The organism is Kamptonema animale CS-326, assembly GCF_028330895.1.
GTDB lineage: Bacteria > Cyanobacteriota > Cyanobacteriia > Cyanobacteriales > Microcoleaceae > Kamptonema > Kamptonema formosum.
This window is the reverse complement of sequence record NZ_JAQMUA010000160.1, coordinates 1-18347: the sequence shown is the minus strand read 5'-3', so window position 1 is coordinate 18347 and position 18347 is coordinate 1. Positions and strand designations below refer to the sequence as shown.

Sequence of the window (18347 nt, the reverse complement as noted above, 5' to 3'; positions counted from 1 at the left end):
TTTCTAGATGGTTCTGGTAAAATTGAGGAAACATAATTAACAGATGGGGCCACTTAACAATTTCGACCCCATCTTTTTTTAGCTCAGGTTGGGTAAATCCGCTACTGGTGGGGGAGTTGACGGGGTTGTCACCCCGTCAAGGTCGGCGGTGCGATCGCTTGATTTGGTTCAGGACGGTATTGCTTTGATCCTCTCAAAGCGTCAAAATCGAGAGTATGAGTGAAAAACCAGTGAGACATATTTTGGGCCTATCGGGAGGCAAGGACAGCACCGCCTTGGCCGTTTTGCTGCACAAGGAGATTCCACAGATGGAATACTTCTTCTGCGACACGCATAAGGAACTACCAGAAACCTACGAATATCTTGATCGGATCAAGGCCCGTCTAGGCATCAAAATCCATTACCTTGCAGCAGAGCGGGGGTTCGATCATTGGCTTGATGTCTATGGAGGGACACTTCCTTCACCCAAGATGCGCTGGTGTACGGTGCAAATGAAGATTAAGCCTCTAGAGCAGTTTGTAGGTGATGATGAAGCCATCAGCTATGTTGGCATCCGGGCAGACGAAAATCGTGATGGGTATATCTCCACTAAGAAAAATATTAAACCTGTCTTTCCATTTAAGGAACGAGGGCTGGTTAAAGCAGATATCATTTGTTTACTTGAAGACACTGGAATTGGACTGCCAGACTACTATCGCTGGCGCAGCCGATCTGGTTGTTTTTTCTGTTTCTTCCAGCGCAAATATGAATGGGTGATGTTGGCAGAAGAACATCCAGATAAATTTGCTGAGGCGCTTAAGTATGAGCAGGAACACAAGGATGGCAGACAATATACATGGAATGAAGGCGAGACATTACTGGAACTACTTGAGCGTAAAGATGAGATTCTTGCTGAACATGAGAAGGCAATGGCTAGAAAACAAAAAGAATCAGCCTGGAAGAAGCAGTCTCTTGCTCAGGTGCTAGATTCAGTTTTGGATGAGGAAGATGATGAGTTGCCATGCTTGGCTTGTCAATTATGACTAAGTAGACACTTGATTAAATAAGATTAGGACGATTAATTACCTTTTAATTATGAACTTACATCAGTATTATGAAGATATTTTTGAATCATCAAGTATTACTATGAAGGAATCCCTAAAAAGGGACAATGAACTTGCAAAAATTCATTCTTTTGTTGAGGATTTATTGACTTGGTATGATGTCCTGAAAACTAGAGGAGAGGCTGTGATTCTAAAATATGCTGCTAGCGAACTACAGCTTTCCGCTCTTTCATTAGTTTCCGGTCTATATAGACAGTCATTTACCTCTTTACGCTTGGCTCTTGAACTATCTTTATCTGCAATTTTTTTCTCTAGTAATGAATTGGAGTTTCGAGAATGGGAAGGAGGGACTCGTGATATATATTGGAATCAATTAGTTAGCACAGATGATAACGATGCGGGAATCTTTTCCAAAAGATGGGCGAGCGGATTTTTTCCTGAGTTAACAGATTATGTTAAAAACTATAACACACTCGCCAGAGATACTTATAGAAGCTTATCTGAGTTTGTTCACGGGAATGCTTACACATGGGAACTGAAGGAAGCGAAAGTAGTGTTTGAAGAAAACCTTTTTAATCAGTGGATAGACAACTTCTCGAATTACTCAAAAATTATTTCTTTTGCATTATGTTTGAGGTTTATGAAGCATCTTGACTCTTCTAGCATTAATTTTTTAGAAGCACATTTGCATGAATTCGTAGGACATATAACGGAAGTCCGAAAATTTCTTGGGTGGCCGGTGGAGGAGTAAAAATGAGTGAATTTTATTTTAGGACTGAGTCTATACAACTTGATGAAATTCAGGGCTTGTTTGTAAGTACAAAACAAGATAGACACATAATTGATTCCTTAAAATCATCAGATTCTGTAATTCTTGAAGGAAGTCGTGGTACAGGTAAATCATTTCTCATCCGTATGGCAGAAGTCGAGTTAGACAAGAGTTTTTCTGAATATAAAATCCTCCCAGTATATGTAAATTTTGTTGCTAGTTCACTCATTCATACTGACGATCCAGAACAGTTTAAGCATTGGATGTTAGCTTCTATTTGTCACAAGCTAATAAGAGCTTTACGTAAAAAAGGACTGCTTATAGGAGCAAGCCCTGCTACCGAGCTATTGTCTGGTAGAGATGCAGAGCCCGAAAGCCTAGAACAAAAATTCAACACAATTCACAAAGCGTATGAAGATTCATATAAAGGTTCTGGAGACGCTGTTTCACCAGAGGAAATACCAGATTTAGTACACTTTAAGGATGCTGTTGAAGAAATTTGTCAAGATTCAAATATTAGAAAAATATGCTTTTTATTTGATGAAGCTGTACATATTTTTATCCCAGAACAACAACGACAATTTTTTACTATTTTTAGAGATTTAAGATCGCCATATATTAGCTGTAAAGCAGCCGTATATCCTGGGGTAACTTCTTATGGTAATACTTTTGAGATGTCCCATGATGCAACTTATTTAAGAATAGAAAGGGATATTTTAAGTGAGGAATATTTAGTAAGTATGAAAGAGATTGTCTTGAAACAATCAGATGAAAATTTAAAAAGCTCCCTCACTGAGCATGGAGAAAATTTTAGCGTTCTTGCATACTCAGCTAGTGGAAACCCCAGAATGCTGTTAAAAACAGTTGAAAAGTGTCCAAGAATGAGGACAAAGGATGTTAATGAAGTTATTAAAAATTTTTATAGAACAGATATATGGACTGAGCATACTAAACTCGGTGATAAATACAAAGGACATAAAACTCTAGTAGATTGGGGGAGAAATTTTATTGAAAATGAGGTATTGCCCGCTACAAACGACAAAAATGAAAGGCGAGCTGAATATAATGAATCTACGTGTTATTTCTGGATTCATAGAGATGTGCCAGAAACAGTAAAAGAAGCATTGAGACTTCTGGAATATACAGGGATTATCCGAAGAAATGGAGAGGCTGTTCGGGCAACTAAGTCCGAGTTTGGCACTCGCTACGAGCTAAAATTTGGATGTATATTATCTCTTGAAGTTAGCCCGATTAGTAAGGGTATAGCCCTAGCCAGAAATCTCACTCTACAAAGAGTTACAGAGTACGGTATGAACAATCTATTATTCCAGAGTTTGACTATTCAGAGCCAGGAAGAATCTGATTCAGATTTAAGACTATTACTTCACGAGCAACTCAGTAAATCTATTGATATCTTAGATTTAAGCCTGTGGCTCAAAAATAAATTGAAGGAACATAACTTGCTAACGATTCAGGCTGTTTTAGATACGCCTGAAGCGGATATGCAGAATATGATACATTATGTTGGAGAAAAGCGAGCCAGAAGAATAAGCAATGCAGCCATAGCTGAATTTTTGGAATATCTTTCGGGATAAATAATGGCTTAGGTCATTACGCCACTTCTATCATAATTCGCTTATACTCAGGATCTAACTCAGCGAGTTGATCGCGGACAGTTTGCCGCAAAGAAGCAGCAGGACGCAAGCAATATTCTACTAACTCATCGTGACTTAACTGCAAATCTGGAAATAAAAGCTTAAGATAACCAGCAGCTAATCGCTCAATGGCATTACGATCGCGCACATCTTTCGTTCCCAAAATTTGCCCATAAGTCGTCACATATTCAGTATAACCGGCCCGGTCGCGCAGACCGTGAAGAACTTCCCCTAAAAAATCCGCCTTGAATCCAATATTATTAGAAATAGCCGTGTCTTGAATTCTGGGCAACTTCCAACCCGGTAGGATACCGTGAATGCGATCAATAAAAGCAGTCTCCCGCAAAAAATCAGGCAAATTCAAAAAAAGATTGCTGAACTTGGGCTGTCCATCAGCATCTAATGGAATATTAGCCAACATCACAATACCCGCCGTAGCGGATGATTGCTGCTTGCCCCCCCGTGAAAAACGTCCCGATTCTAAATAGTCTTTAAGCACACCAACAATCTCACCCGGATTATCAAAAGAAAGCGTTTGCGCCTCGTCAAAAACAACTACATTAAACTGTGTCAACAGACCTGATTGATTAGTAGCATTATTGTGAAATAACACGGCAGCCGTAACTTTTCCACCTGATATTAAACGCACATAACGCGATAGATTTAGGTAGACAAAAGATTTGCCAGTACCCTTCGGAGCTAACTCAATTAAATTGACACGCTCTTGAACAATAGGAATCAAGCGCGTAATCAATAACATTTGCTGTTCAGGTGAATAAAAATTAGGATTGTAACCCATACTGCTTACTAGCAAATCCCGCCACTCAGCCAAAGTAAAATGCTTCCGCTGCTCGCAAAAAAGCTCTAAATCAATACTAGCAGCTTGCATCGGACGAAAATCAACCATGTGAATGCGTCCCGGCAAGCGCATAACTTCATCAGGCGGCTCATATTCTAGTTTTCCTACACCCCAAACACCGCTTCCCAACAACAGCGGATAGGTTTCAACAATGTGAGATTTAACTCCCGCTTTTTTTTCATCTAAGCAAGGTATTTTTAAAATTAAATCGTTAGTTTGCAAGTTAACTTCGACACTGTACTCATCCAGAATTAAAAGTGAATCCCCTTGCTGCAATTTGGCTTTTAAACGCTCCTTTTGGTCTTTGGGTGGCAGATGTTTGTTAATAAAATCTTGCATCTGCTGACGCGCTGAGTCATCTAGATTACCGTCTGAAACATGGCGCGATACAATCCACTCAGTGACATAGGCAGGAATACTGCGTAAGCCCAGCCCAGCTTTGCGTACCAAGCCTTTATTTACACAAACTTCGCTGTAGTAGTGGAGTCCGATATCTTCAAACGTTAGTGTCATTGCTAGTTCCAAAAAGAATTAAACTAATAAATATAAGCCAATAATTTATTCTGTAAGCTATTATCAAATATTGTCGAACAACTCATCTACTTGGCTAACTTGAAAACGCTTAATAGGCACTTCTATTTGACCGCTGAATTGCCAACTTTGCCCCCCTACCTCGCAATTGAGTAACCACTCTAAGAGTTCAGAACGACCTTTACTATTTGCTATTGAAACCTTGAGTTCTGCAATAGAAGAATCTGAATATGCTGGTATTGTGTTCCAGGTTGCTTGAGTGCCTGCCAATGTTAGTCTAACTGTCTTTAAGGGAACTGAGTTAGGATTTACCAGCGTCACCCGCAGGGTACTCGCCTGATTTGGTGTCAAATATCCTTCCACCTTAATAATAGGTTGTACAACCTGAATGGGTGTCGGCTGTAATTCAATGCAAGCCACAACTGTCTCTTCGGGAGTTGCGCCACCGTGCGTCCAGCCGCCGGGTCTGCGTTCTACTGCGGCATAACTTTTGGGAATGAGAAAATCGTAAGGCAGATTGTATGCGTCTTTTGAAAGATAATACCAATCCGGCTCAAGATAGCGCAGGTCATCGGCTGATAGGGTCTTATCAATAGCACAGCAGCGTGTTCCTTGATAAATGCTTTGCGTAGTGGTTTCATGGATGTTATCATCATTAAATTCAAAAGCAAATTTAGGAACTTTTTTGACAGAGCATTGAGGTGGTAAAAGCGTACTACCGTGATCGCTAATCACAAAAGCTACTGCTTTTAAACCTTGCTTGAGACATTGCTGAAAACTTTGATTAGCTAAACGTGCTATCAGGTTTAGATGACCGTCAACACTCTCATCATCAGTGAAACTGCTGCTGTGGTGGTTTTGCTCATCGAGGGCATTGTAAAGTAAAGCATAGATACCTGGTTTGGCATCTGCTACGAATGCCATTTCCATATCTGATGGTTGGGTGTACACAAGAACACTTACTTTTTCACAACCAAGCCTAGTTTTCAAAAGCTGTGAAATCGGCTTGTTTGTGTTCGTTTTGTCAAAATATCCCTGCACGATAGCTCGCTTAGAAATAGATGTCACTGAAGGCAATCCTGACAAGGTTGGACGTATTTCTGTGACTCCCATGCCACTTTCGGCACAAATAGCCGAAAGTCTCTTTCCCTGCCACCAAGTCAAACCATCAACAATAAACCACAATACAACATCTGCTTGCTTCGAGTCAATTAATTCTTGAATTCGGCTTAGCTGATTCGTGACAATTGAAGCATTAGGATTAAATTGTAATTCTGGATATTTCCCGACCAGCCAATCCGCAAAACGATTAGCTAAATCAATTTGAATGTCACGGGGTTGACGGTTGCGAATCACCCAACTAAAGTATGGCATATATTCAACCGTCGCCCAATTAAGCCATTCCTCGGTATACCAACTCTCATCCGGTATCTGAGGTAAAGACGGACAAACAAGGGATTCCAGTCGTCTTAACACATTCCTAGCTTCTGAAAAGAGAGAAAATCGCTGCCTAATGAGGTCAATAATTGGAAGAGTTAGCAGGCTTGTATTTTTTTGCGCCCATTGCTCGACAATACTTAGTTCAACATCAGCTAGTCCAGACATCCATTTAACAGCTACTATCATCTCTTCTGAAGTTGGGTTTCTTGCTAGCCACGAACTCCAGAAGCACTTTAAATCTGCTTCATATTTCCTCAACAAATCCCGGCATAAGTTAAGATGGCGATCGCAGTCTTCTATTGAGGCATATTCAAATTGCTGACGGAGAGTAAAACTGCTCGGATAAGCTTTTAAAGCCCAACGCAAAAGGACTGCCTCCCCAGTCTGCTGCCAGCTATCTTGCCCTATACATTGAAGAAAAATATTATAGCGATTATCAGCCTCTATCCATTGATTTAATCTGGCTTTTGCCAGTGTCATTAATGACACTGGAATTTGCCCTTTTTGTACAGCCCATACTGATAAATCGGCTAAATGACCTGGATATAATTTCGTGCTTCTCCAAATCGGATCAATGAGTTGACCTATAATCCAGCCAGAGGGGTCAGTTGCGGCTGCAAAATCTGGCTTTGGTAGATTGAGTAGCTGCAAATCTTGAATAGCAGCTTCGTCTAGTTCAGCAGGGAGTGAAAAGTCAAACTTTTGTCGAAAGCGATCGCGCAAATCGATCTCTTCCCAACGCACAACCTGCAAATCATAGTCACGCATATCCTCTAGCCACTGAGCTAGAATGCGAGACTGTACATAAACAGTGTAATCCCGATCTTGAGCGTCTAGGGCGCGACGCAAACGCTGTCTTAAAGGAATATAATCTTGAATTTTGTTGACAACCCAAGTGTAGTTATCTGTTTCAATCTGCTGCGTGCAGTAAAAATCACAGTAAATAGTAATCATTGCGGATCGTACTCCTCCTTCAATCGCTGCCACAAAGCATACTGTTCTTGTGGAGAAATACTTTCAAAAATTGTCTGGATTTGGGTAAATGCTTGCTCTACCGCACCATTAGTATCAGCACCATTATTGAGTTCTTTGACAACACTTGCATCACCTATAGATGAAGACTCAGATGCTCTAGTTATAGTTTTATTGGTGGTAGTGGAATAGTTGGTTGTAGCCCTAGCTGTGGTGGTTGTGCCAGTTGCAGAGCTTTTGGCTAGGCTGCCCGATTTTGTAGAAGCAGGGCTACTTGTAGCAGTTTTTGAGCTTTTTGAACTCGCAGGGCTTTTTGTTGGGTTAACTGGCGAGGTTGTAGCAATTGTAGAGGGTGTAGGAGTTATTGGTGATGACCGTCCCAACTCTTCTGCTTTTGCTTCGGCAGCCGTTTTTGCTTCAGACAGACGTTGCAAATATTCATCTCTGGTACTGATGGCTGGCCACCCGTCAAAAGGTAGCAGTCCCGATCGAGATGCCAGTGCATTTAAAAAAGCCTGTTCAAAACTAGAGGGGTCATCATCAAGGACATACAAAAGGTCACGGGCTGCTGGATTCCCTCCTAAATCGGTAGACCTTAATCCACCCACTAATTCAGCCCGCCATTTCTGTGCTGCTGTCAATGTATCATTCCAATCATTTCGCCACTCAGTCACCCCAAAAACCTGACTAATTTGCCAAGCCATGTAAGCCTTAAATTTTTTCCAAACTTTGCTTAATTGCTGGCAAGTATTTTCTAGCTTTGTCAAAGTTTCATCGAGTTCTGTCTCAGTCCATTGCGAACTATCAGAATGAAGTCCTAAATGAATCGGCAGACTATTGAGTAAAGCCTCTGCGGTTTCTGAAATAGTAGGTAGAGAGGCTACTTTCATTAGTGCTACGGATGCAGAAATAGTCTCTGAGGTAACATCTTTTAGGATACTGGCTAATTCCACCTCAGAAGCTTGTCGGGCTACAGAGCAAATGTCGTTTGTCCATTTTCGGAGTAGCGCCGCAACCAAATTGCGGAAAGAAGCGGTTTCTCCTGCTTGGCTGCGAACTGCACGACCGGGATATAAAGCGCGTTCCGCTAATCCCCGGAGAAACAGACGCTGATTCTCCGTCAAAGGCTGGTAAAGCACCATAAACTTTGCGGGTGACTCGACCATCTCTACAATTGTTTTACCGATCGCATCAATAGGTTGTTGTGCCAATGCACTACCGCTACTGCCCGATGCTGTTTTAGTGTAAATTTCTAAATAGTCTCGATTGTAACGATAGAAAGCTGCGATAAACAGTTGTAAAACTGAGGGATATAACCCGTAAGGGCGACGGGCTAGCGTAGCAACTATCTCTGACCAAAGAGTATTTTGACGCAATCGCTCCTCTAACAAAAGCCATATCTCATTGCTATTCTTTTTCAGAGGAGTTGGTACGCAGACTTTATAGGTATTATATCCACCTTCTTTCTTGACATGATGAAGAAGTCCTAATTCACAAGCACCATCTATAATAATCGCATCTTCTGCTGTTTTTTTCTTTTCTTTTTTATCAGGAAGTTGGCATTGAGCTTGCAAAATTCTATCAAGTACATTTTCTACATATTTTGACTTGCCACTTGGCTTGTTGAGGTGCTGGCGAGTTCTGTGCGTTGGTGTCTTCGAGAAGACATCGCTCATAACTGTTGTTGCCAGCGAGTTGAGATGACCATGTGTATTGAGTAGTATCGTGCGTCCGCCCCGAAACCACTCAAACTTTGAAGGTTGTTCAAACAATTGCAACGCCTGCTGAAACGCTGTAAGATAGTCTTTTCCTACTAACCCAGAATCGATGAGAAGTTCGTGATAGTCGGGAGTTTTATAGTTTTCACTTTCTCGTAATTCTTCCAAAGCTCGTTTGCGCTGGAATCGTAAAATTAAATCAGTAGGATTTCGAGGTACAGCTACAACCAACTGGTCATGCTGACGGGTTAATTGTAAAGCTGTAGAGCGTGCCTGCTCTAACTCTGACTCCGAGGCAGCAACCACATACCACAATGAGCCATCATTTTCTTGTAGAGATTGGGTTAAAGATATTGGACTTGAGAGTTCAGCAGGGCTAACAAATTGGGTAATGAGATGGCGATCGCTTCCACGCTCTTTATTGTAATCTTGCGCTTCAATATTATTAAGCTTGTGAAAACTATTGAGTGAGATAATAGGCGACCGCCTATTATCTCCTTGAGCCTTACGGTCAATCTGACTCCGCAGTTCTAGCGGATTTGCACGCCCCGGTTTAACTAATTGGTAATGTCCGCTTTGCGAAGGATAAGCAATCCCAACTTGTTCTAGTCGATTGAGAGCATCAGCTACCTCTGACATTTTTGAAGTAGATAAACCGAGGGCGTGGCGTAGTAATTCGCGATCAGCACGCAAATTAGCATCGCCGCTAGCCACATCCAACATCACCAATGCACGCAGTAAACGCCCCTCTATACCCGTTTCTATTTGTTGCGCTGAAAGAGTTTGGCTGGCATCTTGATACGCTTTTAGTAAATCAGGGCGCTTTTCTGTCAAGTTGCTCTCAAAATACTCAAATAACTTATCTAGCGATAATAACGATATCCAACCATTTGAAGCATCACCATTAGCCTCTTGGATGAAATGATTTAACCCGCGCTCTGCATCCCAGATAAAACTAAACATTGTCCGTTCGTTTTGAGCCAGGACTGCATTCAATCTCGACAAGCAATAAGTGGCTAGAGGATGCAATGGGAAACACCCTTGAACTATCGTCTTTTGCACCCATTCACGGTCGGTTTTTCCAGTAGCACGACTGCCCCACAAGCGCATAGCTAGTGTGAGTAAGTCATCTCGTTGTTTCTCCGCATTGTCGAACAGACGATCGGTTGATATGAGTTTAGCAATAGACGCACTAATCAATTCTTCCGTGTTTAGAGAACGCAGTTCATGTTGGCTAAAACGTCCCCCACTGCGTTCTAATGCCGCCTGTGCCACCTGGGTACTGCCCTGAGCGCTAGCAAAACTTTGCAAGCTAACCACATAAAAATGAAGTTGATTTTCTCTCGAACGGACGGCTGCTTCTGCTAAATTATCGATGCCCTTGCTATCGGCTGCCGTTGATGACTCCCCTAGTTTCTGAAGCAAATGAGTAAACTCGTCCGCAATGACAAAAATGCCACTATACTCACCGTTTGCGACAACTTTTTTTGCTACATCAGCAAAAGCTTCCGATGGTCTTTCGATAACAGCGGTAGGCTGAAATGGCGTACCGGAAGCTTTCTGTGCAGCAGGGCGAAACACCTGCAAAGCTGAATCACCCCGCGAACTTTTCAAGTCAGACTTTAGTTGATTTAAGGTGCGACCATAATCATTTTCCAAAACTTCTGACAACCGCTTAATTGTTTCAGGATAACCCACTTCCCATTCTTCTATCTGTTTCAAAGCGGCTTGATAATAAGTATTTGCTAACAAAAATTCTAAATTTTGAGCCTTAAGAGAATCAGCTAATCCAGTCAATACAAAACTGCTGAAAGTAACAGCAGTATCAGCTTGCAGCAGCACCAGCAAAAAGGGCGGTTTTCCCAGACGAGCTTTGTATATAGCTTCAGCTTGGGCATGATTGAGATGGCGCAAACGTTCAAAGAAAGGAGCTAAAAGAAGGTCGTCCGATGAACGAGTCACATAGTTAGCAATCATCAACATCAGGTCGGATTTTCCCGTGCCATAAGTACCGACAAACGAACGGGCGCGTTGCTCCGAATTGGGTTGCAGACTATCCCTAAGACTCATAAAGATATCAAGAATCTCTTGAGTGGGAATGTAGCTTTCAACGAAGTGGCGGTTAAGTTGCTCGTCAAAAAAATCACCAGGTAGTTGTACAGAGGGTTTAAATCCACCTTGAACCTCGACTAACTCCCGCATTTTTCGTGTCATAGCTGCACCTCTTCAGGCATCTCAAATATGTGATTCATCCCAGGTATTATTTTTAATAATTGTTGAGTTGTGCGGTTTCTAGTCACTAAAACGACACCTATCGGCAAACGAGTAGCACGTCCTACCTGCTTAAAAAATACCTCTTGCTGTTCCCAATTCCACAAACTTAACAAGGGTTCAATCTCGTCAATGGCGATTATTTCAGGTGCTACCTTGTTATCTATCAACTTTTTTATAGTTCCAAAAAAATCTTCGGGATGATAACTTTCTTCGCGTCCAATCAAACTGTCTAAAAAACCTGGTTCTAGTGTGAAATCTATGTATCTCCAGCTAGTACGCTGACAGACGGTGCGGCTGAGCAATGTCTTGCCAGAACGAGGCTTCCCGACAACCCACAAAACTCGGTATCGAGCTTGTTCTTGACAGACAAAGCGAATGCGCTCTTCAAGGGCCAGAACGAGCTCTTCAAAGTTCATTGTTGTTTGTAGTAACGTTCTAGCAAGGTTTGCGGTGAATCGAGATAGAGTCGGTTAACTGGCTCGTGTTGCGTTTCAGAAAAGCTTAAATAGCCAAGGCCCGCCAGTTCACCCACGAACTGCCGGAGCTGTCGGTCATCGGCTTGACACAGATGCCCAAGACTACCTTCCTCTTTGCACAACTGCACGAAACGCAGGGTATTCGTATGATTGTAGTGGCGATGCCACCAGTCACACAAGAGATAACCCACTACTAGGATGTGCGGCCAATTGGGAGAACCTGTGCTCAGGGTGGTTTTTTGCTTGATTAAAATCCCCAATTTGCTCAATCCTTGGGGACGAATGTAGGTACTGAGAGCACAAGAAGGATCTTTGCTGAGAGCGGAACGATTATTAACTTCACCCATGACGCTGGCAAAATAGGAACTAAATTGCTCAGGAGTGAAGGTCAAACCGGGTGAGAGGAATTCATTAATGAGAATGCGCCATGCCTCAGAACACTCAGTGTGTTTGGTGGACAGGTAATAATGCAGTACCCACTGCGTCCCCAAGTCGGTCAGAGTTGGATCGTATTTACTAGCCAACTGACCAAAGGATGTTAGTTCGTAGGTTAGTGTCCGCTGTCGCTGTTCGCCAGAGTGAAGGGTTGCCAAACCCGTATGACGTAGCCATGCCGAAAAACCCTCGGCAACGGGGCGATTAACACCCATACACTGAGCTAAGGCATCATGGCCCTGTTCAGACTGAGCCTGCACGCACTGTAAAGCCGTGCTGAGACGTTTCAGATCGAGGTTGAAGTTTTGGTAAAAACCTATTGTCTTGGCCAAGGGTTACATCCACGCACTTAATGCTTTATTTTAAAAGATAGTGGGTACCTAGTAGCCTTAACGAAAGATGCCCCAATCAAACTTTGCCACCCAAATAGCTGCCAAGCGAGCGAATGCAAAGTTAGCCGCACCCTTACTTTGCAAAGCACCGGGCGCAGCAGGTAGTCGGACGTGCCAAAAAGACACTGCACTAAAAACGGGTCTAAGATTAGGGTTTTTAAGCATCATTCTGCCCTTGAAATTTCTTTATAACCCTTACTCAAGCGTGAAAATCATAAAGTAGCTTGAAGCGTGAAAGATATACAAACTAAAAGTTATCCCATATACCTCGATTACCATTCAACAACTCCAGTTGATAGTCGGGTTGCGAAGTTGATGCTGCATTACATGACAACCGCATTCGGTAATGCCAGCAGTATTGACCATACTTATGGTGATGAAGCCGAAAGAGCTGTGTCCCAGGCAGCAAGGCACATCGCTAAATTAGTTGGAGCTTCACCTAAAGAAGTAACTTTCACTTCGGGAGCTACTGAGAGCATTAACCTGGCAATTCAAGGCAGCATAGCTGCTGAAAACAGTTCTCAAACAAAAGTTCGGATTGCTATATTGCCTGTTGAACACAAAGCTGTTTTAGATCCTTGTTATGCCTTAGATAAAAAGGGATTAGCTGAGGTTTTAGTGCTGCGTGTTGACTCCAAAGGCAGCCTTTGCCTAGAGCATCTTGAACAAGTTTGCGCGTCGGGGCTGTCGCTGCTCTGCGTTATGGCAGCTAACAACGAAATTGGTAATATTTATCCGCTCCGAGAAGTGGGAAGCATCGCTCAAAAATACGGCATTCCTTTTCTGTGCGATGCTTCCCAAGCTGTGGGGAAAATACCCATTAATTTTGAAGAGTGGGGAATTACTTACTTGGCTATATCGGCGCATAAACTTTATGGGCCTAAAGGTTCTGGAGCGTTAGTAGTCAGGAAAGGACATCACATAGAGCCAATTTTATTGGGTGGCGGACATCAAAAGGGGTTGAGGTCTGGAACTCTTAATGTTCCTGGTATTGTTGGATTAGGAGAAGCTTGTCGCCTGCGTCAGTTGGAAATGTTCGAGGATGAGAGGGCGATCGCTGCTCTGAGGGACAATTTGCAGAAGTTGCTGCTGGAAAAAATTCCAGGTCTAGTTGTCAATGGAGATATTTCTTGTCGTTTAGCTGGCAATCTCCACATTTCTATCCCTGACGTTCCAAATACTGCGATCGTTGCCAGAGTCCGTTCTCAGTTGGCAATCTCCACTGGTGCTGCCTGCACGTCGGGTGTCGAGGCTCCCTCTCATGTCCTGCAAGCTATGCGTCTGCCAGAGTCGCTGATAGAAGGAGCGTTGCGTATAGGTGTTGGTAAATTTACAACATCTTTGGAGATTGAGCAAGCTGCGAAGATTCTTTCTAATGCTGTCAATCAGGCTCGTCAAGCTATGGTAGGAGGAGTTGGGCAGCACATCGGAAGTACAAACTAAATTACTTGACCGAGATGGCTGCCAATTATACAGCATATTCCATATATATGTGGTACACACAATTTCATCGATCTAAGTAGTTAGTTGACTAAGAGTTCTGCTACTGTACTTCATTCACCTGGAATATGCTGTATTATCACCGCGATCGCATAGACCCCAGTAAGGCGTAAAAACAAGATAATGGGAGAAAATCGGACACATTTCTTTTTCAACTCTTAGCCAATACCGAACTGCACCAACTGGCTTGCGTCGTGCAATGCTCCGATGCCGAGTACCCAAGGCGAACCTGTACACCAACGGGATCGCTCCTGGCTTCAAGAGCGACTGGCAGGAACACAGTTCTATCAAAGTCCAAACTGCCCCATCAAACTTTCTTGCCTTGGCTGCCCAGTGTGTGCGTGAGCGCAACTCCTGCTTTGTAACAGTTCCTATCATAGTCTTGCAAAAACCATAAATTGCTCATTTTGACCCCCTATAACGTCTATTTGACATGGCTTGCTATGCGACTAGCGCACTAACTACGAGGATTTAAGAGGTGTCGGAGTACAAAAAATCAATTTTAAAGCCGCGAAAGTTAATTTAACTTAATTAAATTTTGTGAAATTTGGAGGAGAATTTAGGATTTTTGAGGGACAAGTAGGAGATATTAGGAAATAAGAGGGAATAAGAGGAAATAGAAGGGTTAAAATATAAAGCTTTTTGTGGCTTTCACTAACTATCGGGGTGCGTTCCTTCTCACAAAAAGTTGCACCCCTGTGTGGAAGATGCAACTTAGGCTTATTGCTGGCAGGTATTACTTCTTAGAAGAACCTGACCTTTATAGTAGTCGTAACAGCAGTGGGATTAGTACCTGAATCAGCGAGGCAACAGAGCGAATTAAGATAGCGATCGCTCTGCATGAGCATTCTGGCAGCCCGAAAAAATTACTCTTCCACTTCACTTTTCTTATACAAAAGTGCGGTAGCACTGCATTCAATCAAACGGGAGCCTCCCTGTACTGCAATTGTTCCTATGGCTGATTGCCGTGCAGCATTTTTCGCTTACTATCAATTTAGATACGTTCGCACGCAATCGCTTGACTCATGGAGCTACTCAATCAAATAATTCGATGGATTTCATGGGTAAGTAAAGCTTCATTGATTGGTGGTTAAATCTTTTGAATCCGTATTTTAGATAAAATTGGGCGGCTTGTTCGTCTATGGCTTCAGCAACTACAGCTAGGGACGCGATTTGTTTGGAGACTGCCAGGGATTTTTTGAGCGCATCAATCAATAAGAGTTCGCCAAATCTTTTACCTGTTTGAGCGCAATCAACCGCAAGGCGACCGAGTAATGTGGCGGGTAATTGGGGATAGCGGGGCAAGGTTTTGGCAAGGGCGGTATCCAGTTCTGTTATGTCAATGGTGTAGTTTGAGAGGGTGTAATAGCCTAAAACTTCTGTTTCTGAATGGTTTTCTGACTCATCTACTAAAACAAATATTGTGGCAACTTTCCTTTTTAGATCCTGTGATGCTTGTTTGCGGATGTAATTATCTAGGCTATCTTTGCCACAGCAGAAGTCTGAACGTATGTGTTTGCGGCTATCCAGTGGCTCGATTTTGAGAACCATTAAGCTTTCATAGTTTGCTGATACCTTACCGCTGCGGCCTTGAGTGCTTCATTGGGTAAGGGGGGATTGAGCAGGGCATCGACAAAGGCTTCACTGTCTTCTAGGCTGAGTTTGAGGGTTTGGTGTTTTTGGATTGTGGCAATTGCTGCCTTTTGCAAGCTGGCGATCGCAAAATCAGTCAGGGTGAGCCCTTCCAAGTCAGCCGCTTTTTGCAACAAAGATTTGATTTCCGGGCTGATGCGGGCTTCTAGCCGTGCCATCGTTTTTGTAGTAGATGGGGTGGTCATGGCATTAGGTTCGCTTTGACAGCGAACTTGTGAATTTGATGCTTAACTCTAGTCTATGCGGCAATTAGCCGTACCGTCAATGGATTGCCCATCTCTAACGTCAATTTTGCCGCTTTTCGGCCCCGAGTCGGGCTTTATTTTACCTCCGGTGAATTGCGATGGCTACGCCGGCCGAAGGCATCGCACGCTCAGTTCCTGTCGTAGTCTTGCAAAAACCATAAAAACCATAAATTGCTCAATTTTGTGCTCTTGTACGTACATTTGACATGGCTTGCTATTCGACTAGCGCACTAACTACGAGGATTTAGAAGGGTCTAAATTACAAAAAATCGCGCCAAAAGCAACAATTCTTTACGAAAAATGATAAGTATTTATACTGATTGCGAGCGAAAAAGTAGGAATTACGAGGTGTAATGAGTAATAATTGTGCTGTTTTCTCCTCTTTTTCCCTCCCAAATTTTAGCTAAAAATTGTGAATGAGTAAGTGCAACTTTCCTGCATTAGTTTGGTCAAGGTGTACTCGGATTAATCGGGTCAATGGGAGCCAGTGGTAGCGAATTACAGGCTGATTCGGATATTCGAGTAAGGGCAGTCGAGTCGCGAGTTGCAGTTGTTAAAGTCAAAACAATTCAAAGAAAGCATAGTGCAAGGGCTTGTCTAGTAATAGTAGCTATCGCCACAAACACCTAAAAACTAGGGGTGAAGTGTCAAGGGGCTTAATTTTACTCGATATTCAACTGTCCCAATCAATGCCTCTGATGCGATGTTAGCCCAGTGTTTCAAAAGGCTTGGTTTTACCCGATCTTCAACTGTGCCGATTGCTCATACTATTGTGGCGACTTTTCTGGCAACACTGGCATCAATTGCCCCGTCACACCTGGGTAGCATGGGTGGCGATCGCTTCCCTGAGTTCTCAACTTAACAAGTTTCGCCGCTTTTCCTTTGACTACAAAATTTACTGGCTTGCCGAAGTAACGCTATTAGCATTCTGGCAGCCCAAAAATATTGAGGTACTTCGCTTTTTTTATACAAAAGTGTGGTAACACTGCATTCAATAAAGCCAAACAAACTGAACTTTAACTCTTGCTAGAAAACGGCTACCGCTTTTGTCCGATACATTAATATCCAATAGCTGAATGGCTAATAACGAGGCGGCTATTTTTAGGCAACCTTAACAGCGGTTGAGTCGATGAGAGGTATTATCCTCCGCACCTCTCAGTTAGATCCGGACGTGCTGGTTTCCCCGCATCCGGCTCCCGATGTTCTTGGCTTGCGCCTTTGCTCATGTGTAGATAATCGTGGCAACTTTCGTGAACCGCTAGAAGGTTGTTTATTTTCCAATTACTGTGGCAACCATCTACGTGATGCAGATGTACCTTTTCATCGCCTAGCATTTTTAAGCCACATTTCCCACATTTATGGTTTTGCCGTTTTAAAGCTTTAGAGGTTTCGCCGTTATAGAGCTTGCTGCTACGCTCACTCCAGTAGGCTATATCTCCGTCGTAGGGTGATTTCTCCCCTTTAACATTGACAAATTTGTTTTCGGAGTAGGGAACCGCCGGGAACGCTTTTTCTATCAATTTCTTGACAGTATAACGGTTCTGTTTCGATTCCTTATTGAATACCTTGAAGGCTCTATTGTTGAGGAACCACAGCGAGAACCGTGACCCTTCCAACTTACAGTAGCGATGGTAGTTTCTCCAGCCTCTAACCACAGGGGCTAATTTCTCAGCCTTGTCCTTAGCACCATAATTTGAGTTGTTAACGATGTGTTTTACCTTCTGACGGAACGATTTAAAATTGTCCGCTGATGGAACGCATCTAAATTTCCCGTTGTTTTGCACTTTGAAATGCCAACCGAGGAAGTCAAATCCATCTGTCGTAGCAGTTAGCTTGGTTTTCTTTTCACTAACTTTCATGCCTCGTTCTGCCAGAAATTCGCTGACTTTATCAAGTATTGCCTTCGCATCATCTTTGGGTTTCAGGATTATTACCATGTCGTCCGCATAGCGAACTGATTGGTGTATTTCCTCAATCTCATTGAGAGCGATATTGGCTAGTAATGGACTTACCACGCCCCCTTGCGGGGTTCCTTGTTCTGGAAATTCTGGATTGACTCCTGATTTGAGACAGCGGAATATTCCGGTCTTGATGCCTTTTGGGGCGATGAGTCTTTCCATTATGCTGGTGTGGCTTATCCTGTCGAAGCATTTTTCGATATCGAGTTCGATAACCCGTTTTTCTATTCCGTGGGCGTTTGAGCGTAGATTCAGGAACAGAAATTTCTGCGCGTCATGCGCCGACCTATTAAACTCAGCGAGACTGTCACCAGCCTCGCTGGTCTTCAAAACCGTGCGTGAAACTTTCGCTTCACACGGCTCCTCAATGTTTTGGTGCTTGTCACGCATACCTCATTACCCATTTGTCCGCGACTTTTTCAAGTCT

The 18347-nt window shown here is 43.0% G+C and carries 15 protein-coding genes; 5 read left to right on the top strand and 10 right to left on the bottom strand.

Annotated features, from left to right (window positions below; genetic code table 11):
* Nucleotides 1–215 precede the first annotated feature (215 nt).
* Genes PN499_RS09580 through PN499_RS09570 form a run of 3 tightly spaced genes read left to right on the top strand, consistent with a single transcriptional unit; the run spans nt 216 to nt 3407 of the window.
* Nucleotides 216–1022 carry a phosphoadenosine phosphosulfate reductase family protein gene (locus tag PN499_RS09580; RefSeq protein WP_272031608.1) on the top strand — a complete coding sequence of 269 codons (807 nt, stop codon included), beginning with the start codon at nt 216–218 and terminating at the stop codon, nt 1020–1022.
* Nucleotides 1023–1074: 52 nt separating this feature from the next.
* On the top strand, nt 1075–1794 hold the full coding sequence (locus PN499_RS09575) for a hypothetical protein (protein ID WP_272031606.1): 720 nt from the start codon (nt 1075–1077) through the stop codon (nt 1792–1794).
* 2 nt (nt 1795–1796) lie between these two features.
* Nucleotides 1797–3407: a hypothetical protein gene (locus tag PN499_RS09570; RefSeq protein WP_272031605.1), complete on the top strand. Its 1611-nt coding sequence runs from the start codon at nt 1797–1799 to the stop codon at nt 3405–3407.
* 16 nt (nt 3408–3423) lie between these two features.
* Here PN499_RS09570 and brxL read toward each other — a convergent pair whose 3' ends face one another.
* The 6 genes from brxL to PN499_RS09540 form a co-directional block, all read right to left on the bottom strand.
* Entirely contained in the window at nt 3424–4839 is a 1416-nt protein-coding gene (gene brxL / locus PN499_RS09565) for a BREX system Lon protease-like protein BrxL (protein WP_272031604.1), read from the bottom strand.
* A gap of 63 nt (nt 4840–4902) precedes the next feature.
* Nucleotides 4903–7251 (bottom strand): hypothetical protein, encoded by a 2349-nt coding sequence (locus tag PN499_RS09560; protein ID WP_272031603.1) that lies wholly within the window; start codon nt 7249–7251, stop codon nt 4903–4905.
* Nucleotides 7248–11201, bottom strand: coding sequence for a hypothetical protein (locus PN499_RS09555; protein ID WP_272031601.1), 3954 nt, complete (start codon nt 11199–11201; stop codon nt 7248–7250). The genes PN499_RS09560 and PN499_RS09555 overlap by 4 nt, the downstream gene beginning before the upstream one ends.
* Entirely contained in the window at nt 11198–11677 is a 480-nt protein-coding gene (locus PN499_RS09550) for an AAA family ATPase (protein WP_272031600.1), read from the bottom strand. The genes PN499_RS09555 and PN499_RS09550 overlap by 4 nt, the downstream gene beginning before the upstream one ends.
* Nucleotides 11674–12504, bottom strand: a complete 831-nt coding sequence (locus PN499_RS09545) for a DUF4007 family protein (protein WP_272031598.1) — start codon at nt 12502–12504, stop codon at nt 11674–11676. The genes PN499_RS09550 and PN499_RS09545 overlap by 4 nt, the downstream gene beginning before the upstream one ends.
* 57 nt (nt 12505–12561) lie before the next feature.
* Nucleotides 12562–12729, bottom strand: a complete 168-nt coding sequence (locus tag PN499_RS09540; RefSeq protein ID WP_272031597.1) for a hypothetical protein — start codon at nt 12727–12729, stop codon at nt 12562–12564.
* Nucleotides 12730–12795: 66 nt separating this feature from the next.
* Between PN499_RS09540 and PN499_RS09535 the strand changes: the two genes are divergently transcribed.
* Nucleotides 12796–14007 carry a cysteine desulfurase family protein gene (locus tag PN499_RS09535; protein WP_272031596.1) on the top strand — a complete coding sequence of 404 codons (1212 nt, stop codon included), beginning with the start codon at nt 12796–12798 and terminating at the stop codon, nt 14005–14007.
* 114 nt (nt 14008–14121) lie between these two features.
* Here the strand turns inward: PN499_RS09535 and PN499_RS09530 are convergent, their stop codons facing one another.
* The 3 genes from PN499_RS09530 to PN499_RS09520 form a co-directional block, all read right to left on the bottom strand.
* Nucleotides 14122–14442 (bottom strand): hypothetical protein, encoded by a 321-nt coding sequence (locus PN499_RS09530; RefSeq protein WP_272031594.1) that lies wholly within the window; start codon nt 14440–14442, stop codon nt 14122–14124.
* Nucleotides 14443–15099: 657 nt separating this feature from the next.
* Nucleotides 15100–15615 (bottom strand): GNAT family N-acetyltransferase, encoded by a 516-nt coding sequence (locus tag PN499_RS09525; protein ID WP_272031592.1) that lies wholly within the window; start codon nt 15613–15615, stop codon nt 15100–15102.
* Nucleotides 15615–15902 carry a type II toxin-antitoxin system TacA family antitoxin gene (locus tag PN499_RS09520; RefSeq protein WP_272031590.1) on the bottom strand — a complete coding sequence of 96 codons (288 nt, stop codon included), beginning with the start codon at nt 15900–15902 and terminating at the stop codon, nt 15615–15617. The genes PN499_RS09525 and PN499_RS09520 overlap by 1 nt, the downstream gene beginning before the upstream one ends.
* 818 nt (nt 15903–16720) lie before the next feature.
* On the opposite strand from PN499_RS09520, the gene PN499_RS09515 reads away from it, so the two are divergent.
* On the top strand, nt 16721–16945 hold the full coding sequence (locus PN499_RS09515) for a hypothetical protein (RefSeq protein ID WP_272031588.1): 225 nt from the start codon (nt 16721–16723) through the stop codon (nt 16943–16945).
* 156 nt (nt 16946–17101) lie between these two features.
* Here PN499_RS09515 and PN499_RS09510 read toward each other — a convergent pair whose 3' ends face one another.
* Nucleotides 17102–18310: a group II intron reverse transcriptase gene (locus tag PN499_RS09510; protein ID WP_272031587.1), complete on the bottom strand. Its 1209-nt coding sequence runs from the start codon at nt 18308–18310 to the stop codon at nt 17102–17104.
* Nucleotides 18311–18347 lie beyond the last annotated feature (37 nt).